The sequence below is a fragment of the Erythrobacter sp. genome (assembly GCF_036351135.1).
Lineage (GTDB): Bacteria > Pseudomonadota > Alphaproteobacteria > Sphingomonadales > Sphingomonadaceae > Erythrobacter.
On record NZ_JAZBON010000001.1, the window covers coordinates 42,573 to 57,653 of the forward strand.

Here is a 15,081-nt window from a genome sequence, read left to right on the forward strand (position 1 = left end):
GAAAACTGTCCTTTCGCGGCCCCTTGATTGGGGGCCGGGTGGGAAGCACGTGTCGCAGATCCCGTGCGATACGTGCCTCCCATAAGCGGGTTGGCGGGGCCGAAGCCTCGCCCAATACGACTGGGGCCCTATCAGACTTCTTCGACGACGTAGAGTCCGGGCGCGCTTTCCATCGCGGGATAGCTTTCATTGCCCACATGTTCGGGCGCCGGCACCTTGTCGCCCGAGCGTTTCTGGATCCACTCGATCCAGAACGGCCACCAGCTGCCCGGGACCTCCTTCGTGCCCTGTAGCCACTCGTCGGCGGTGGCGGGGAGCTTGCCTTTCTTCTTCTGGACGAAATATTTCGCCTTGGGATTGCCCGGCGGGTTGAGGATCGCCTGCATGTGGCCCGACTGGCTGAGCACGTAGGTGACGTCTTTCGATCCGAAGAGCTGGGTCGAGCGATAGGTCGCCTTCCACGGCGTGATGTGATCGGTCACCCCGCCGATGATGAAGAGGTTTGCTGTCACCTTGGATAGGTCGACTTTGTGATCGGCCATCTCGACTTCGCCTTTCTTCGTGAAGGCGAGCGTTTCGTAAAGGGTGAGGAAATCGCCCATCAGGCTGGCGGAAAGATTGGTCGCGTCCGAGTTCCAGAACAACACGTCGAAGGCGGGCGGGTCCATGCCGAGCAGGTAATTGTTGATGACATAGCCCCAGACAAGGTCGTTGGGACGCAGCCAGGCGAAGCCGCGGGCAAGATCGTCGGCCTTGATGATGCCGGCCTTGTCGGCGCGGCGCCGCGCGAGCTTCATGCCATTGTCGCTGACCAGCGAGGCGGCCTCGATATCGGTCTGCTTGGGATGGAGCACACAGACCATCAGGGTCAGCGTGCCAAGAATGTCGTTGCCCGTCGCGGCGAGTTTGGAGACGAGCACCGATGCCGTCTGCCCACCCGAACAGCCCGCCGAAACGTTGACTTTGGCGCTGTCGGTGATGTCCTTGACGATCTCCAGCGCTTCCTCGCACGAGGAAATATAGTCGTCCATGCCCCACACGCCCTGTTCCTTCGACGGGTTGCGCCAAGAGATGACGAAGGTATGGACGCCGTTGTCGAGCTGCCACTTGATGATCGACTTTTCGGGGCTGAGATCGTTGATATACATCTTGTTGATCTGCGGCGGGATCGTCAGCTGCGGGACTTCGTAAACTTCGTCGGTCGTCGGGGCATACTGGATGAGTTCGTACATCTCGGTGCAGTGGACGACATTGCCTTTGGACGTCGCGATATTCTCGCCCAGCTTGAAGGGCCGCTTGTCGACCTGGCTGACCATCCCCTTGTTATGGACCATGTCGTTATAGGCGTTCTGCAGCCCCTTGATGAGCGAGAGGCCGCCGGAGTTGATCAGCTGTTTCTGCGCCAGCGGATTGCCCGCCAGCGTGTTGGTCGGCGCCAGCCCGTCGAGGATGATGTTCGCGATGAAGTTCGCGCGGTTGCGTTCGAGCTCGTCCAGTTCCAGGTCTTGGAGCCAGCCTTGCATCCCCTTCTGCACGGCGAGATAATATTGCGCGCCCGCACGGAAGAAGGGATTGTACTGCCAGGCGGGATCCTGAAACCGTTTGTCTTTGGGATGCGGCGCAAGCTCGCTTTTGCCGGTCATGATCTTGACCATGTCCTCGCCCATCGAACGCGCGTGCTTCATCAGCCGCGCCGGATCCGAAGCCGTTTCGCGCAGGAGCAGCGCGACCGCCCCGACGAAATCCTCGCGCGCGACGCCGATCAGCGGCCCCAGCGCGTTGGTCGATTGCGCCGCCTCGTTTTCGAGCGTGACTTTCGCTTCCGCCATATCGGCACATCCTCTCCTATCGTGCGGGCATTCTACGGCGCCCGCTTGCCCGCCATCCATACCGACCCGGGACGCCGTGACAAGGCGACGAGGGTGGGTTGCGCCTGGCCTTCCGGCGGGTGATTGAGCCGCCACGATGCCGCGGTCCGACACTCGCCCTCCCGACACCGTTAAGGTCCCATAGGCCGCAAGGTCCCGCATAATGACGGCAAAAGCGTCGCATTAGGTGATTGCTAACCATCGGGGTTTACACCCGGCGAGGGTGGATACGAAGGCGCGTCATTCGGCGCGCCCGATGCGGCGCGATGGAAAGGATTAGCGAGGCGATGCCCCTTAAGGGTTTCCTGTCGGCAAAGCATAAAGCGCGCTCGCAGCCCGCCTCCGGCGACCTGTCCGCGACGAAACTGTCCGACGACGAAAAGCTCGCCATGCTCGACGAGCTCGAAACCAGCGGCCTCGGCTGGTTCTGGGCGAGCGATCGCAACGGCAATCTCACCTATCTCAGCCCCGCCATCGCCGACCGGATCGACCTGCCGCTGGACGAACTGATCGGACAGCCGCTGGCCGGCGCCTTCGTTTCCGCCGACAGCGACGGGCGCACCAAATCGCTGGCGCTGATGCTGGGGGCACGCAAGGCGTTCTCGGGCTTTGTCGTGCGCGCCGAAAGACGCCCCGAACGCGCGGTGCTGCGGCTTTCGGGTCGTCCGGCCTATGATGGCGAGACCTTTACGGGTTTTCGCGGTACCGGAGCGGACATCACCGACGAATTCTTCCGCGAGGCGGAAACCGCGCGGCTCGCCAAATACGATTCGCTCACCGGCCTTTCCAACCGTCACCGGATGAAGCACCTGATCGAGACGACGCTCGCCGCGTTTCAACCGGCCAAGCGCAATTGCGCGGTGATGATGCTCGATCTCGACAAGTTCAAGCATGTCAACGACACGCTCGGCCATGCTGCGGGCGACGAGCTGCTCAAACAGGTCGCCGACCGGATGCGACGCGCGCTCGAGGTCGAATGCGAGATCGGGCGGCTGGGCGGCGACGAGTTCCAGATCATGCTGCCCGACCAGGACGATCGCGGCGTGCTCGGCGAGATCGCGTTGAAGCTCATTACCATGATCAAGCAGCCCTACACGCTCGAGGAAGGGCGCTGCGTCATCGGCTGTTCCGCGGGGATTGCAGTGGCGCCGCATGACGGGGTGAGCTTCGACGATGTCGTGCGCTCCGCCGACCTCGCCCTCTACGCTGCGAAGAATGGCGGGCGGGGACAATATCGTTTCTTTTCCGGCGAGCTCGAGAACGAGGCGATCTTTCGCCGCCGGCTGGAGGAAAATCTCGGCGAGGCCGTGCGCGAGGAGCAATTGTTCCTCAAATACGAGCCGATCGTCGATGCCGCGAGCGGCAATGTCGATGCGCTCGAGGCGCATATCTGCTGGATGCACGAACAGCGCGGGGAGATCGAGGAGGAGGAATTCGCCTCGATCCTCGACGGTTCGCAGCAGGTCGGCGAGGTCGGCTTGTGGGCGATCCGCGAGGCTTGCGCCGAAGCGGCGAAATGGCCCGACAGCGTGCGGGTCGCGGTCAACGTGCCGGTGCCCCTGTTCGTGGCGGAAGGCTTCGCCGATGCCGTCTCGCAGGCGCTGGCCGACACCGATCTGGCCCCGCGCCGGTTGGAGCTCGAAATGAGCGAGGCGGTGTTCTTCGGCGACACGCAGGACGTCGATCGCACGCTCGCGCAGCTGTTCAAGCTCGGAGCCCGGCTGACGCTGGACGAATTCGGCAGCGGCTATTCCTCTCTCGCCTATCTGCGCCGCGCGCCCTTCGACACGATCAAAATCGACGAAAAGCTGGTCGCCGAAGCGGCGCGGCACGATGGCGAGGAGCTGAACCTGATCCGCGCCATCGTCGCGCTTGCAGGGGCACTGGAGATGGACACGATCGCAAACGGGATCGAGACCACCGAGCTGTTCGAGCGGCTGCGCGAATGCGGCGTGGGGCGGATGCAGGGACCGATCTATTCCGACCCGATCGGGCGCGATGTCGTCGAGGAACAGCTTGCCGGTGACAGCTGGAAGATCGCGCCGAGCGGCGACCGGGTAAAACGTTCAAAGCGGCGAACGGTCTATCGCCGTATCAACATCATCCACGACGATCATTCCTATGAAGTGGTGCTGCGCAACCTGTCGAAGACCGGCGCCCTGATTCAAGGCTTGGCCGATGTGCCCAAAGGCACGCAATTCGTGGTCGACCTGGGCGGCGGACAGTTGGCGGTGGCAACCGTCATCCGCTCCAGCGGCGACACGCAGGGACTCGAATTCGAACAATCGCTGATCGACGATGGCTCAGGCGGCTTGTGCACCCGCAACCGGGTCAGCCCCTACGCGCTGGCTTCCGCCGGCGCGCCGCTCGCTGCATTATCGCCTGGGAGCTACAAGACGATGCCCGGCGGCGCGCTCGAGGGTCAGGCCAGCGTTCCGCAATTCTCCTACGCCCCAGGCGCGCGCTCCGAAGCCGCCTGACAGCACCCCCTTTTGCGGGTTGCATTATTCGCGAATGACAGTGTGCTTTCCTACAGCTATCTGCGCGTGATAATGACCGAGCTCTCCAAAATCCGCAATTTTTCGATTATCGCGCATATCGATCATGGCAAGTCCACGCTTGCCGACCGGTTGATCCAGTTTACCGGCGGGCTGACCGCGCGCGAGATGTCCGAGCAAGTGCTTGATAACATGGATATCGAGCGCGAGCGGGGCATCACCATCAAGGCCCAGACCGTTCGCCTCAACTACACCGCGAAGGATGGCGAGACCTACCAGCTCAACCTCATGGATACGCCGGGGCATGTCGACTTCGCCTATGAAGTCTCCCGCTCCCTGGCCGCCTGCGAAGGCGCGCTGCTGGTCGTCGACGCCGCACAAGGCGTAGAGGCGCAAACTCTCGCCAACGTCTACCAGTCGATCGAGCACGATCACGAAATCGTCTCCGTCATCAACAAGGTCGACCTACCCGCCGCCGAGCCCGAGCGCGTCAAGGAGGAAATCGAGGAGGTTATCGGCCTCGACGCCTCCGACGCCGTCCTCACCAGCGCCAAGACCGGCATCGGCATCGAAGACGTCCTCGAAGCCGTCGTCGCAAAGATCCCGCCCCCCAAGGGCGAACGCGACAAGCCCCTCAAGGCCTCCCTCGTCGATTCCTGGTACGACCCCTATCTCGGCGTCGTCATCCTCGTGCGCGTCATCGAGGGCGTCCTCACCAAGGGCCAGCAGATCAAGTTCATGCAAGGCGGCACCCAGCACCTCGTCGACCGCGTCGGCTGCATGCGCCCCAAGATCGAGCACCTGCCCGAACTCGGCCCCGGCGAAATCGGCTTCATCACCGCGCAGATCAAGGAAGTCGAACAGGCCCGCGTCGGCGACACCATCACCTTCGTGAAGAACGGCGCCAGCGAGCCGCTCAAGGGCTACAAGGAAGTCCAGCCCGTGGTTTTCTGCGGCCTCTTCCCGGTCGACGCGGCGGATTTCGAGAAACTGCGCGAGAGCATCGCGAAGCTGCGCCTCAACGATGCCTCCTTCTCCTTCGAGATGGAAAGCAGCGCCGCATTGGGCTTCGGCTTTCGCTGCGGCTTCCTCGGCCTCCTCCACCTCGAGATCATCCAGGAGCGCCTCAGCCGCGAATACGACCTCGACCTCATCACCACCGCGCCATCGGTGGTCTACCGCGTCCACCTCGCCAAATCGAAGAGCGAGGACGCGGCGACGATCGACATTCACAACCCCGCCGACTGGCCCGACGTGAACCGGATCGACATGATCGAGGAGCCGTGGATCAAGGCGACGATCTACACCCCCGACGAATATTTGGGCAGCATCCTCAAGCTGTGCCAGGACCGCCGCGGCATCCAGACCAACCTCACTTACGTGGGCGGCCGCGCGCAGGTGACCTACGAATTGCCGCTCAACGAAGTGGTGTTCGACTTTTACGACCGCCTGAAATCGATCTCCCGCGGCTATGCGAGCTTCGATTACGAGCAGGTGGGCTCACGCGAAGGCGACCTTGTGAAGATGAACATCCTCGTCAACGCGGAAGCCGTCGATGCGCTCTCGCTGATCGTGCACCGCTCGGTCGCCGAAGAACGCGGCCGCGGCATGTGCGAGCGCCTCAAAGACCTCATCCCGCGCCACCTCTTCAAGATCCCGATCCAGGCCGCCATCGGCGGCAAGATCATCGCCCGCGAGACGATCGCAGCCCTACGCAAGGACGTGACCGCCAAGTGCTATGGCGGCGACATCTCGCGCAAGAAGAAGCTGCTGGAGAAGCAGAAGAAGGGGAAGGCGCGGATGCGGGAATATGGGAATGTAAGCATTCCGCAGGAGGCTTTTATTGCTGCGCTGCGGATGGGGGAGGAGTGATTAGTGCCTTCGGAATCCAAAGAGGGATTAGATTACGCGTTTCGATACTTCGACCTACACGCTAAGCAACGAATGACAGTCTTTAATTTCTTCCTAGCGATTTCGGGTGTGTTAGTAGGATTGGTTGCAGCTAGCCTCAGCGGAGACGATCAATATCCTCTCGCTGCGCTCTCCCTTTCGATTTTTCTTCTCGCGCTCAGCTATATTTTTTGGCAGCTCGATATTCGGACGTCGTTCCTCATTAAACACGCTGAAAGTGCACTCGAGCTTTCTGAGAAGGAGCTTTTTCCAAGCTATTTACGCCTAGTAGAGCAAGAGGACAAAGCTTTTGAAGAGTTTCGGGCCGGAAAGAAGGGACTCGCGAAGGGTCTGTCTTACAGTGGTGCATTAAGGTCAATCTTTGCTTTGATGGCCATCTTGGCATCAATTGGAATAGTGTTGTCGACTTTCGAAATCGTTGGTTTTACAGACCTCAATCGACTAAATTTGATTTTTCAGGGAGTGGTTGAGGCATGTCTGAGCTAAACGGGCCAAGCTACGAGGAGCAGGTTCGAGCAATCGAGTCCATGCTCAAATCCGTTCTCGGAAATGCGAAGTACGATTACCTGAGTGGCCCCATCACAGGAGGGCCCCGGTTCGTCGGTTGGCAGAGGACGGTTGGAGAGATGCTCTCCAACGATAACGACACTTACTCGATGCTTTTGAGGCGGCAAGTCATTGGGCCGAATATTGAGGACCTAAAGGGTCTCGCAAAATTGATGCGGGAGAACGACAAATTCATTATCGAACCTGGCAGCTTCGAGTCTCCTAGCCGACTTTGGTCTCAAGCTGAGTTCTACAGGTTTTGGGAGCAAGTGATCACGGAGCATGCGGAGCGTGTTATCTTCAGCGAGGGTTGGCACCTGAGTGTAGGTTGCGTTTACGAATACCTATGCGCGGTTCGCGGCACAAAACCCTGCTTCGATCAGAATGAAGACGATCTTCCAGTGGAGATGGCTTGCGAGCTTATCAAGAAGGGCGCCAAAGACCTAGATCCCAAATCGCTTGTCCTTTCCAAACACCGGGGGAGAATTGAGGCCATGATGGAGGCAATCAAGTTCGCTTCGAGTGAAGCAGCATGAAGCGAACGAGCTTTATCCCCGGCCACAAGCAAAAAACTCATAGAGGAGCTAGCGAGTAGGGACTATAGAACCCTAGCCTTTTCGTCGCTTCAATTGTGGATTATGGGGGCTTGGCACTTGCTTTTGATGAGTGCCAAAGCGCATCAGATTCTGATGATGAGAAGTGGGGACCGAGCGGCAACTCGGCCCCCGTTCAACCACCGACTAACTGTTGGTCGCGGTGGAAGCTGTCCCGTCTCCGGGACGTCCTGCCTATGGCAACGACGCCTGCAGCCAGTCAAGCGACCAATCTTATGCACAAGGTTGTGAACATGGCTGACTACAGGATTACGCACAGTCGGAAAGATGGAGCTGATGCTGATCGTCGCTTGGACGGCTTTCTGATTGATGGAAATTACTTCACGATTGATCAAATTATTCGATGGATCCTCAACGGTGAACATCGTTTCTGGGTGTCCGCCAATGGCCGCTCTGTTTGGGTCGAAGTGCGGCGGCACGCACAGTCTGGCCGCTATTTTCTGACGACAGAGGGCGACGGATTTCCGCCCAATAATCTTTTGAAGTTACCCGACTGCTGACCCAAAACATCGTCAGTGCAATCTCCCATTCATGTAATACGCTAGTCAACTCAGACAACGACGAAGAATGAACGACGAGGAACAGAAAATAACTTTAGTAGGTGTAGATGAATCAGGCCCTTGATCCTTAGATGTCAGGGAATAGGGGAAATTTGTAGGTTAGATTAAGGGGCTTGGAGGCCAATATGCCCAGGAAGTCAGGACTAGATAGGGTTGCGAAAGATTTTGAAGAGGCGTCCAAAGCACTCAGTCAATTGGACGGAACCCTTGGAGAAGTGAACTTTGATCCTAACGACCCTGCCAGCATCGAACGAGCTATCAATGCGGTGAACTCGATGGTCGATGAGAAGACTATAGGCTTCGAAAACAACCCTATTATCGAGCCCTTGGTGAGGGAGATGAAGGAAAAGTATCGTGACGCGATATTAGAGAATGCAGCCGCTGCGAGACTCGAAGGCGAACCAAAGAATGACTGAGCGTGATCTCTTCAAGAGTATCAATGATGCTGTGCTGGATCTTCAAGCTAGCCAGCTCCAAAGCTACCCAAAGCCTTTAAAGCGGTTGGCAAATTTGCTGCAACACGAGGATCTGGCTGCAGCCAACGCTAAACTCACTGAGGGGGTAGACTTGTCGGAGTTTCTCGCATCGAGTCCAACTTCGACAGGAATGGTCGGTACTGGAAATTTGAGCTGGCCCGAGAGTGAGAGGGAGTCACTCGGCCTTACCTTTTTACTGATTCAAAAATTCGCCGAAAACCCTGATTTTATGGCAGGTTTTGGTCGGAACTATTACAATGGCGGACGCAAGGTGATTGCGAGCGTTCATAATGTCGTCAGTCAGCTAATTATTCCATTCGCGAGGGACTATAAGACTTTTGTCGAGTCAAATGGTACCGTTGAGCCAAAGTTGATTTTAGCTATGTCTCGTCGAGTTTTCGTAGTTCATGGACACGACGAAGGTGCAAGAGAAACCGTTGCGCGATATCTTGAGAAGCTAAATTTCGAGCCGATCATTCTGCATGAGCAGGCTAACATGGGCAGGACGATTATCGAGAAGGTAGAGGCGCATGGCGATGTAAGTTTCGCCGTCGTTTTGATGACGCCTGATGATGAGGGCGGCGTCCTAGGCGAGCGTCCCAAACCGCGGCCAAGACAGAATGTCTTGTTGGAATTGGGTTACTTCATTGGTCGGCTCGGACGACAGAATGTTTGTGCACTAAAACGAGGCGTGATGGAGTTACCAAGCGACTTTGCCGGTGTTGTTTGGGAAGAAATGGATGAGATGGGTGCTTGGAAGTTAGCGCTAGCTCGAGAATTGGCCGCGGTCGGACACAATGTCGATTTGAACCTCGCAGTTCCTCGACCGGGATCGTAGTCCTCATCGGTTTTCAGCATAGCCGTCGCGCCGCCACGCGCGGTTGCACGATTGCTCCCGCAAACATTCCATGCGCCCTTCGACAGCCTCAGGGCGAGCGGTGCCTACTCCTTCTCGTCCCAAGAGCTATCCTTCAACCGATGCACCGTCTTGCGCGCCTTCGGCGGTTCGGGCTCCTTATGCGGGGGCGGGGTGGCGTTGATGTGCTCGCGGGGGCCGCGTTCGTGGGCTCGGCGGAAGTCTTCGTCCGCTTGCAGGCGCGCAAAGTCCCGGTCGCGTAGTTCCTCGAAACGGCGCCGGGCCTCGCGGGTTTCCGCGGACATCTGCTCCCATTCGCGCGCGCGTTCGGCTTCGACCTGGCGGCGTAAGGCATCGATCTTGCGATCGATGCTGGCGCGCACGTCGGCGGCGGTGACGCCGGCCTTTTCGGCGCGCTCGGCCTCCCATTGCTTGCGCCACTTTTTTTTGAGGCGGCGCTTTTCCATCTTGCCGACGGCGTTGAGGCCTTTGAGCGACCCGCCGCCTTTGGTGACCGAATTGCCGAACCGTTCGGGCGCGCGGTTCCTGAGCATGAACATAAGCAAGCGGTCATTGTACTTCTTGCGCGTGCCGACGTGCTGGCCCCTTCGACTGCCTGCCAAGGCAGGCGCTCAGGATAAACTGCGCCGTAGAAGGGCTCCTCAACGCCGTTCAGCGCGCGGGCCCCATTTAGATCTAGCTGCGCGATGCGCAGCAAAAGGCGCGACGTCCTCCAGCCGGCGCACGCCGAGGTCGAGCGCCTTGTCCCACGCCTCGGCAAAGCTCTTGCCTTCGGGCAGGCGGCGGATGCGGTAGGCGCCGACGGTGCTCATATCGACATGCTTGCACGCGGCCTCGACGCTGCCGGTATCGGCGAGGGCTTCGATGAACTGGTGCTGGCGTTCGGGGGTCCAGCCGTCGGAGCGCGGCTTGATCGGCACGGGATCGAAGTCGGGAAGCTCGCCATATTTGACGGGCAGGCGAATGGTGCGGGGGTCTGCGCGGCGGGTCATATTCTCCTTTCCGCACCCCATCCGGGGCGCGACATCCTCGCGCCTTCGGCGCTGCGGGCGGGCGGCCGCCCTTGTGGTTGCTGCGCAACCGACGGGTATGAACCACAAAAGCGGCGAGTAGGAAAATCCGGGTAAGCGGTGTGGGCGGCGCGCTCGACTTCACTTGGCGTTCACGCGCGCGCTGGCTATAGGCTGGCCCATGTCGATCCGCATCCGCTCCGCCGTTCTCGCCGCCGCCGCCGCCGCCACGCTTGCCGCCTGTTCGGGCGGCTCCGCCGACGAGGACGTCGCCTATGTCGCGCGCGACGTCGAATCGCTCTATGCCGAGGCGCAGCGACGCCTGGATCGCGGCAACACGCAGCTCGCCGCCGCCCTGTTCGACGAGGTCGAGCGCCAGCATCCCTATTCGCCCTGGGCCCGCCGCGCGCAGCTGATGAGCGCGTTCAGCTATTACATCGCGCGCGATTACAACAAGGCGATCCAGAACGCGCAACGCTTCCTGCAGATCCATCCGGGCAACAAGGACGCGCCCTACGCCTATTACCTGATCGCGCTGTCCTATTACGAGCAGATCAGCGACGTGAACCGCGACCAGAAGATCACCGAGCAGGCGCAGACGGCCTTGCGCGAGGTCAATCGCCGGTTCCCGCAGACTGAATATGCCGCCGATGCGCGGCTGAAGCTCGATCTGGTCGCCGATCACCTCGCGGGCAAGGAGATGGAGATCGGCCGCTTCTACCAGCGTTCGGGCCGGTGGCTGGCCGCCGCTCTGCGGTTCCGCAACGTGGTCGACACCTACGAGACCACCAGCCACGCACCCGAGGCGCTCTATCGCCTGACCGAAAGCAGCCTGGCGCTGGGCATTCGCGAAGAAGCGGTGAAATATGCAGCGGTGCTGGGCGCGAACTATCCGGGCAATGAATGGTACGAGCGCGCCTACGAACTGGTCGAGGACCATGCCGACGGCGTGACCGCGAGCTAGGCTGTTCGAACGACCAAGTTGCGAACGCTCGCCTGCGAGCCCGAGCAACCAGGCGGCTTTCGCAGCATGGGGGCTCCTATTTGCTACCCGGCACCACGACCGCGCAGTCAGGGGCCGCGAACGTCGGACCACGGAGGCGCGAAGCTGAGCCGGCGCGAAAGCCGCGTAAGGCGGGAGCGAACGATCCGCTGTGCGGGACGTTCAAACCCGTAAAAGGATGCCGCCGATATCACCGTGGCGATCAGCATAACGACCGGAAAACCCAGCTCGGCCCGCAAGACGCCCGTGGTCACCAGTTCGAACACTCCGGCAACCGCGAACATATGCAGGAGGTAAAACGAATAAGAGATTTTGCCGTACCAGCGCAGGACCGTATGCTTGAACACCGAAAACGGGCCGAGCAGAAATATCGTGCAGACCAGCAGGGCCATTGGATAGCCTACCGTAACAGGATCGAGATAGTTCGCCAGTGTCTCGAACCCCAGATCACGGCGCAGTTGGGGCGGGGCGAAAATCCCCAGCAGCAAGATCAGCCAACCGAACCCTGAAAGAAGCCCCGCAAATCGGGTTGTTCGGAGCCTGCGTCTGATCGGATCGTAATATGCGCCGATCAGGCTTCCGAAAAGGAAGACGTGCAGCCACGAAAACAGGATCGGGCCGTAGGATATCCCGTTCGCATACAGTACGATCAGGATCGCCAGCTGAACTGCGCCTACCCCTACCGCAAGCCTGAAGAAGGCGGGAGCCCGATATGAACCACAAGCCGACGAATACCACGTAGAAATGAAGTTCCACCGGGATGGTCCACAGGACCGATGACCCCCTCAGGAGAAACAGGTTTCCCGCAACTTGCTTCCAGGACGTAACCTTCAGGAAAGAATAATCGAACGCTGCAAAGCATACGGTCACGAATATCGCGACAATATAAAACAGGGGAAGCACTCGCGCGATGCGATTGATGGTGTAATCCCTGATGTTCTCAAGCGTTGGCGTCTTGTCGTAATAGAGATACGCCATCAGGAAGCCGCTCAACCCGAAAAAGAGCGTAACACCCATTTGGCCAAGCCCATAGCCAAGAAAATCGGGCAGAAACCCGCGATTGGCGCAGTGCGAAACAACAACCAGCAGGGCAGCGAACCCGCGCAGGCCATCCAGCGCAGAAAGGTGAGCCGCTATCGGGGATGCTTGTCCAGTCACGGCGCACGCGCGATCCAAGACGAAGTGTGGTCATCAATGCTTGCAATCGGAATTGCCTCTGCCCCTCACCGCCAATGGGCTCGATCCGCTTCTCCCGGCGCCCCGAGCTGTCAGCCACCCTGCGCTTAACGGTTTTGCGTAAGATCATTTGAAAACAAGGGCGGGGGCGGGGGCGGGGGCATCAGAGGGTTGATCCAAGGAAAAAAGGGTAAGTCTCTCGCTCCCCTTCGGCTAACTCAAACCATGGGATTTGTCCGAAACCATTCCCGTGGGGCTCGTAAGAAGGATGACGCGATCGGCGCCCTTTTTCCGCTCCTTCAGGTTGCTGCGCTCGCGCGGTCTCGCGGCATTGCACGGCGCAGCCCGGTTCCGGGCGGGTGTAGCTGTTGAAACCACTGTTCTAGGCGTGACGCCCTCGATGAGTTGGGCTAGACCTCGCGCACGATGCTCACCCGCCTTTCGATCCGCAACATCGTTCTGATCGAAGCGCTCGACCTCGATTTCGCGCGCGGGCTTGGTGTGCTGACGGGGGAGACGGGGGCGGGCAAGTCGATCCTGCTCGATGCGCTCGGGCTGGTGCTGGGCGACCGCGCCGAGACCGTGCTGGTGCGCGCCGGGGAAGCCAAGGCGAGCGTGACGGCGACCTTCGAATTCGCCAACGCCCCCGAACCGCTCACAGCGGCGCTGGACGAGGCGGATCTCGAGATTGAGCCGGGTGAACCGCTCATCATCCGCCGTCAGGTAAAGGCCGATGGCGGCTCGAAGGCCTTCGTCAACGATCAGCCCGCCAGCGTCGCCTTGCTGCGCCAGCTCGCGCCCGCGCTGGTCGAGCTGCACGGGCAGCACGACGATCGCGGTCTCGTCAATCCGCGCGGCCACCGGCTGCTGCTCGATCGCTATGCTGGAGTCGATCTTGCCGGGCTCGAGCGCTGCTGGGCCGGATGGGCGAAGGCGGAAGCGCGGCTTGCCGAGGCCCGCCAGAGCCACGAACAGGCGCGCGCCGACCAGGATCTGCTGATTGCGCATCTGGCCGAACTGACCGCGCTCGAGCCGCAGGCGGGCGAGGAAGCGCGCCTCGCCGCCGCGCGCGCCGACATGCAGAAGGGCGAGCGTCTGTCGGGCGAGCTGGAGACTTTGCGTCACATCTGGGAGGGTTCCGATTCCCCGCTCGCCGAGCTGCGTGTCGCGGCGCGCAAGCTCGATCGGATTGCGGCCGAGCATGTGCTGCTGACCGAGGCGCTGGCCGCGCTCGACCGCGCCGTGATCGAGGCGGGCGAGGCGGAGGAAAAGCTCGAAGAGGCGGCGCGTGCGCTGGTCCACGATCCGCAGGCGCTGGACGCGGCGGAAACCCGCCTGTTCGAGCTGCGCGCGCTCGCCCGCAAGCATCGCTGCGACGTCGATGCGCTGCCCGAATTGATGCGCGAGATGCGCGGGCGACTCGATGCGATCGAAGGCGGGGAGGCGCAGCTGGACGCGCTGGAGGCGGCGGCGAAAGAAGCGCAGGCCGCCTATCGCACGCGCGCAGAAAAGGTGCACGAGGCGCGGGCAAAGGCAGCGCGCCGGCTCGACAAGGCGGTCGCTGCGGAACTTGCCCCGCTCAAACTCGACGCCGCGCGCTTCCGCACCCGGATCGAGATCCTGCCGCAAGAGAAATGGGGCGCGGGCGGGATGGATGCGGTGGAATTCCTCATCGCCACCAATCCCGGCGCCGATTTCGCCCCGCTCGCCAAGATCGCGAGCGGCGGCGAGTTGTCGCGCTTCATCCTGGCGCTCAAGGTCGCGCTGGCGGAGAAGGGCGGGGCGGCGACGATCATCTTCGACGAGATCGACCGCGGCGTCGGCGGCGCGGTGGCGAGCGCGATCGGCGAACGCCTGGCGCGCCTCGCGGCGCAGGAGGGACAGCTCTTGGCGGTCACCCACTCGCCCCAGGTCGCCGCGCGCGGTTCGCGGCACTATCTGATCGCCAAGGCGTCGAGCGGAACGGTGACCAGGACCAGCGTCGCACTGCTCGACGAAGCGGGCCGGCAGGAAGAGATCGCGCGCATGCTGTCGGGCGCGCAGATCACCAGTGAAGCGCGCGCGCAGGCGGATAGGCTGTTGGAGGGTGTGTGACGTTGCGCCCATCGAACCATTCCCCGACACCCTCCTCGTCCAAGGAGGGGGAGCGGCGCGAAAAAGCCCCCTCCTTTTCAGAGGAGGGGGGTGGGGGTGGTGGCGTGTCGTCAGACACGCTGGCGCGCCGCGCACGCAATATGCGGAACGATCCGACGGAGCCGGAAAAGCGGCTTTGGCAAGCGCTGAAGGGCAAGCAGTTAGCGGGATTCAAATTTCGTCGCCAGCAAGTCCATCGGCCGGCGGGTCGTCGATTTCTACTGTCCCGCTGCCAAACTCGCGATCGAGGTGGATGGGAACACGCACGATGTTGTATCTGATCGGCAGCGAGATCGGCGACTGTTGGAAGAGCGCGGCATCCGCATCCTGCGGTTCAGCAATGAGGAGGTAATGCGCAATCTCGATGGCGTTCTGCTGTCTATTGGCGAAACCGTTCGCTAGTCGAACC

The 15,081-nt window shown here is 60.8% G+C and carries 15 protein-coding genes and 1 pseudogene; 11 read left to right on the top strand and 5 right to left on the bottom strand.

All coding sequences use genetic code 11. The features are described from left to right. Nucleotides 1-131: 131 nt before the first annotated feature. On the bottom strand, nt 132-1,829 hold the full coding sequence (locus tag V2I30_RS00250; RefSeq protein WP_330660048.1) for a PHA/PHB synthase family protein: 1,698 nt from the start codon (nt 1,827-1,829) through the stop codon (nt 132-134). 326 nt (nt 1,830-2,155) lie between these two features. On the opposite strand from V2I30_RS00250, the gene V2I30_RS00255 reads away from it, so the two are divergent. The 7 genes from V2I30_RS00255 (at nt 2,156) to V2I30_RS00285 (ending at nt 9,311) form a co-directional block, all read left to right on the top strand. Then, nucleotides 2,156-4,348 carry an EAL domain-containing protein gene (locus V2I30_RS00255; protein WP_330660049.1) on the top strand — a complete coding sequence of 731 codons (2,193 nt, stop codon included), beginning with the start codon at nt 2,156-2,158 and terminating at the stop codon, nt 4,346-4,348. Nucleotides 4,349-4,420: 72 nt separating this feature from the next. After that, entirely contained in the window at nt 4,421-6,238 is a 1,818-nt protein-coding gene (gene lepA / locus V2I30_RS00260) for a translation elongation factor 4 (RefSeq protein ID WP_330660104.1), read from the top strand. A gap of 3 nt (nt 6,239-6,241) precedes the next feature. Further along, entirely contained in the window at nt 6,242-6,763 is a 522-nt protein-coding gene (locus tag V2I30_RS00265) for a RipA family octameric membrane protein (protein ID WP_442896880.1), read from the top strand. Then, nucleotides 6,751-7,359, top strand: a complete 609-nt coding sequence (locus V2I30_RS00270; protein WP_330660051.1) for a hypothetical protein — start codon at nt 6,751-6,753, stop codon at nt 7,357-7,359. The genes V2I30_RS00265 and V2I30_RS00270 overlap by 13 nt, the downstream gene beginning before the upstream one ends. Nucleotides 7,360-7,670: 311 nt before the next feature. Next, a complete protein-coding gene (locus tag V2I30_RS00275) occupies nt 7,671-7,937 on the top strand; it encodes a DUF3892 domain-containing protein (RefSeq protein ID WP_330660052.1) in 267 nt (88 codons plus the stop codon). Nucleotides 7,938-8,110: 173 nt separating this feature from the next. After that, nucleotides 8,111-8,413: a hypothetical protein gene (locus V2I30_RS00280; protein WP_330660053.1), complete on the top strand. Its 303-nt coding sequence runs from the start codon at nt 8,111-8,113 to the stop codon at nt 8,411-8,413. After that, complete coding sequence (locus V2I30_RS00285) at nt 8,406-9,311, top strand: nucleotide-binding protein (RefSeq protein ID WP_330660054.1); 906 nt, start codon at nt 8,406-8,408, stop codon at nt 9,309-9,311. The genes V2I30_RS00280 and V2I30_RS00285 overlap by 8 nt, the downstream gene beginning before the upstream one ends. A 104-nt stretch (nt 9,312-9,415) precedes the next feature. On the opposite strand, the gene V2I30_RS00290 is transcribed toward V2I30_RS00285, so the two are convergent. Both V2I30_RS00290 and V2I30_RS00295 read right to left on the bottom strand, forming a co-directional pair. Further along, nucleotides 9,416-9,889 (bottom strand): hypothetical protein, encoded by a 474-nt coding sequence (locus V2I30_RS00290; RefSeq protein WP_330660055.1) that lies wholly within the window; start codon nt 9,887-9,889, stop codon nt 9,416-9,418. A gap of 102 nt (nt 9,890-9,991) precedes the next feature. Beyond that, nucleotides 9,992-10,342 (bottom strand): hypothetical protein, encoded by a 351-nt coding sequence (locus V2I30_RS00295; protein WP_330660056.1) that lies wholly within the window; start codon nt 10,340-10,342, stop codon nt 9,992-9,994. A 199-nt stretch (nt 10,343-10,541) separates the two neighbouring features. Between V2I30_RS00295 and V2I30_RS00300 the strand changes: the two genes are divergently transcribed. Next, the gene (locus V2I30_RS00300) at nt 10,542-11,324 is read left to right on the top strand and encodes an outer membrane protein assembly factor BamD (protein ID WP_330660057.1); all 783 of its coding nucleotides are present in this window, start codon (nt 10,542-10,544) and stop codon (nt 11,322-11,324) included. A gap of 107 nt (nt 11,325-11,431) precedes the next feature. Here V2I30_RS00300 and V2I30_RS00305 read toward each other — a convergent pair whose 3' ends face one another. Together V2I30_RS00305 and V2I30_RS00310 are read right to left on the bottom strand one after the other, a co-directional pair. Then, nucleotides 11,432-12,109 carry an acyltransferase family protein gene (locus tag V2I30_RS00305; RefSeq protein WP_330660105.1) on the bottom strand — a complete coding sequence of 226 codons (678 nt, stop codon included), beginning with the start codon at nt 12,107-12,109 and terminating at the stop codon, nt 11,432-11,434. Then, nucleotides 12,087-12,521 (bottom strand): annotated as a pseudogene (locus tag V2I30_RS00310) (acyltransferase family protein); the annotation flags it as partial. The pseudogene V2I30_RS00310 and the gene V2I30_RS00305, both read right to left, overlap by 23 nt. Nucleotides 12,522-12,965: 444 nt before the next feature. Here V2I30_RS00310 and recN point away from each other — a divergent pair. From recN to V2I30_RS14900, 3 genes are all read left to right on the top strand, one after another. After that, nucleotides 12,966-14,633, top strand: coding sequence for a DNA repair protein RecN (gene recN, locus V2I30_RS00315; RefSeq protein WP_330660058.1), 1,668 nt, complete (start codon nt 12,966-12,968; stop codon nt 14,631-14,633). Nucleotides 14,634-14,773: 140 nt separating this feature from the next. Further along, nucleotides 14,774-14,953 (top strand): DUF559 domain-containing protein, encoded by a 180-nt coding sequence (locus V2I30_RS14895; RefSeq protein WP_442896882.1) that lies wholly within the window; start codon nt 14,774-14,776, stop codon nt 14,951-14,953. Further along, a complete protein-coding gene (locus V2I30_RS14900) occupies nt 14,868-15,074 on the top strand; it encodes an endonuclease domain-containing protein (RefSeq protein WP_442896883.1) in 207 nt (68 codons plus the stop codon). The genes V2I30_RS14895 and V2I30_RS14900 overlap by 86 nt, the downstream gene beginning before the upstream one ends. The last annotated feature ends 7 nt before the right edge of the window (nt 15,075-15,081 follow it).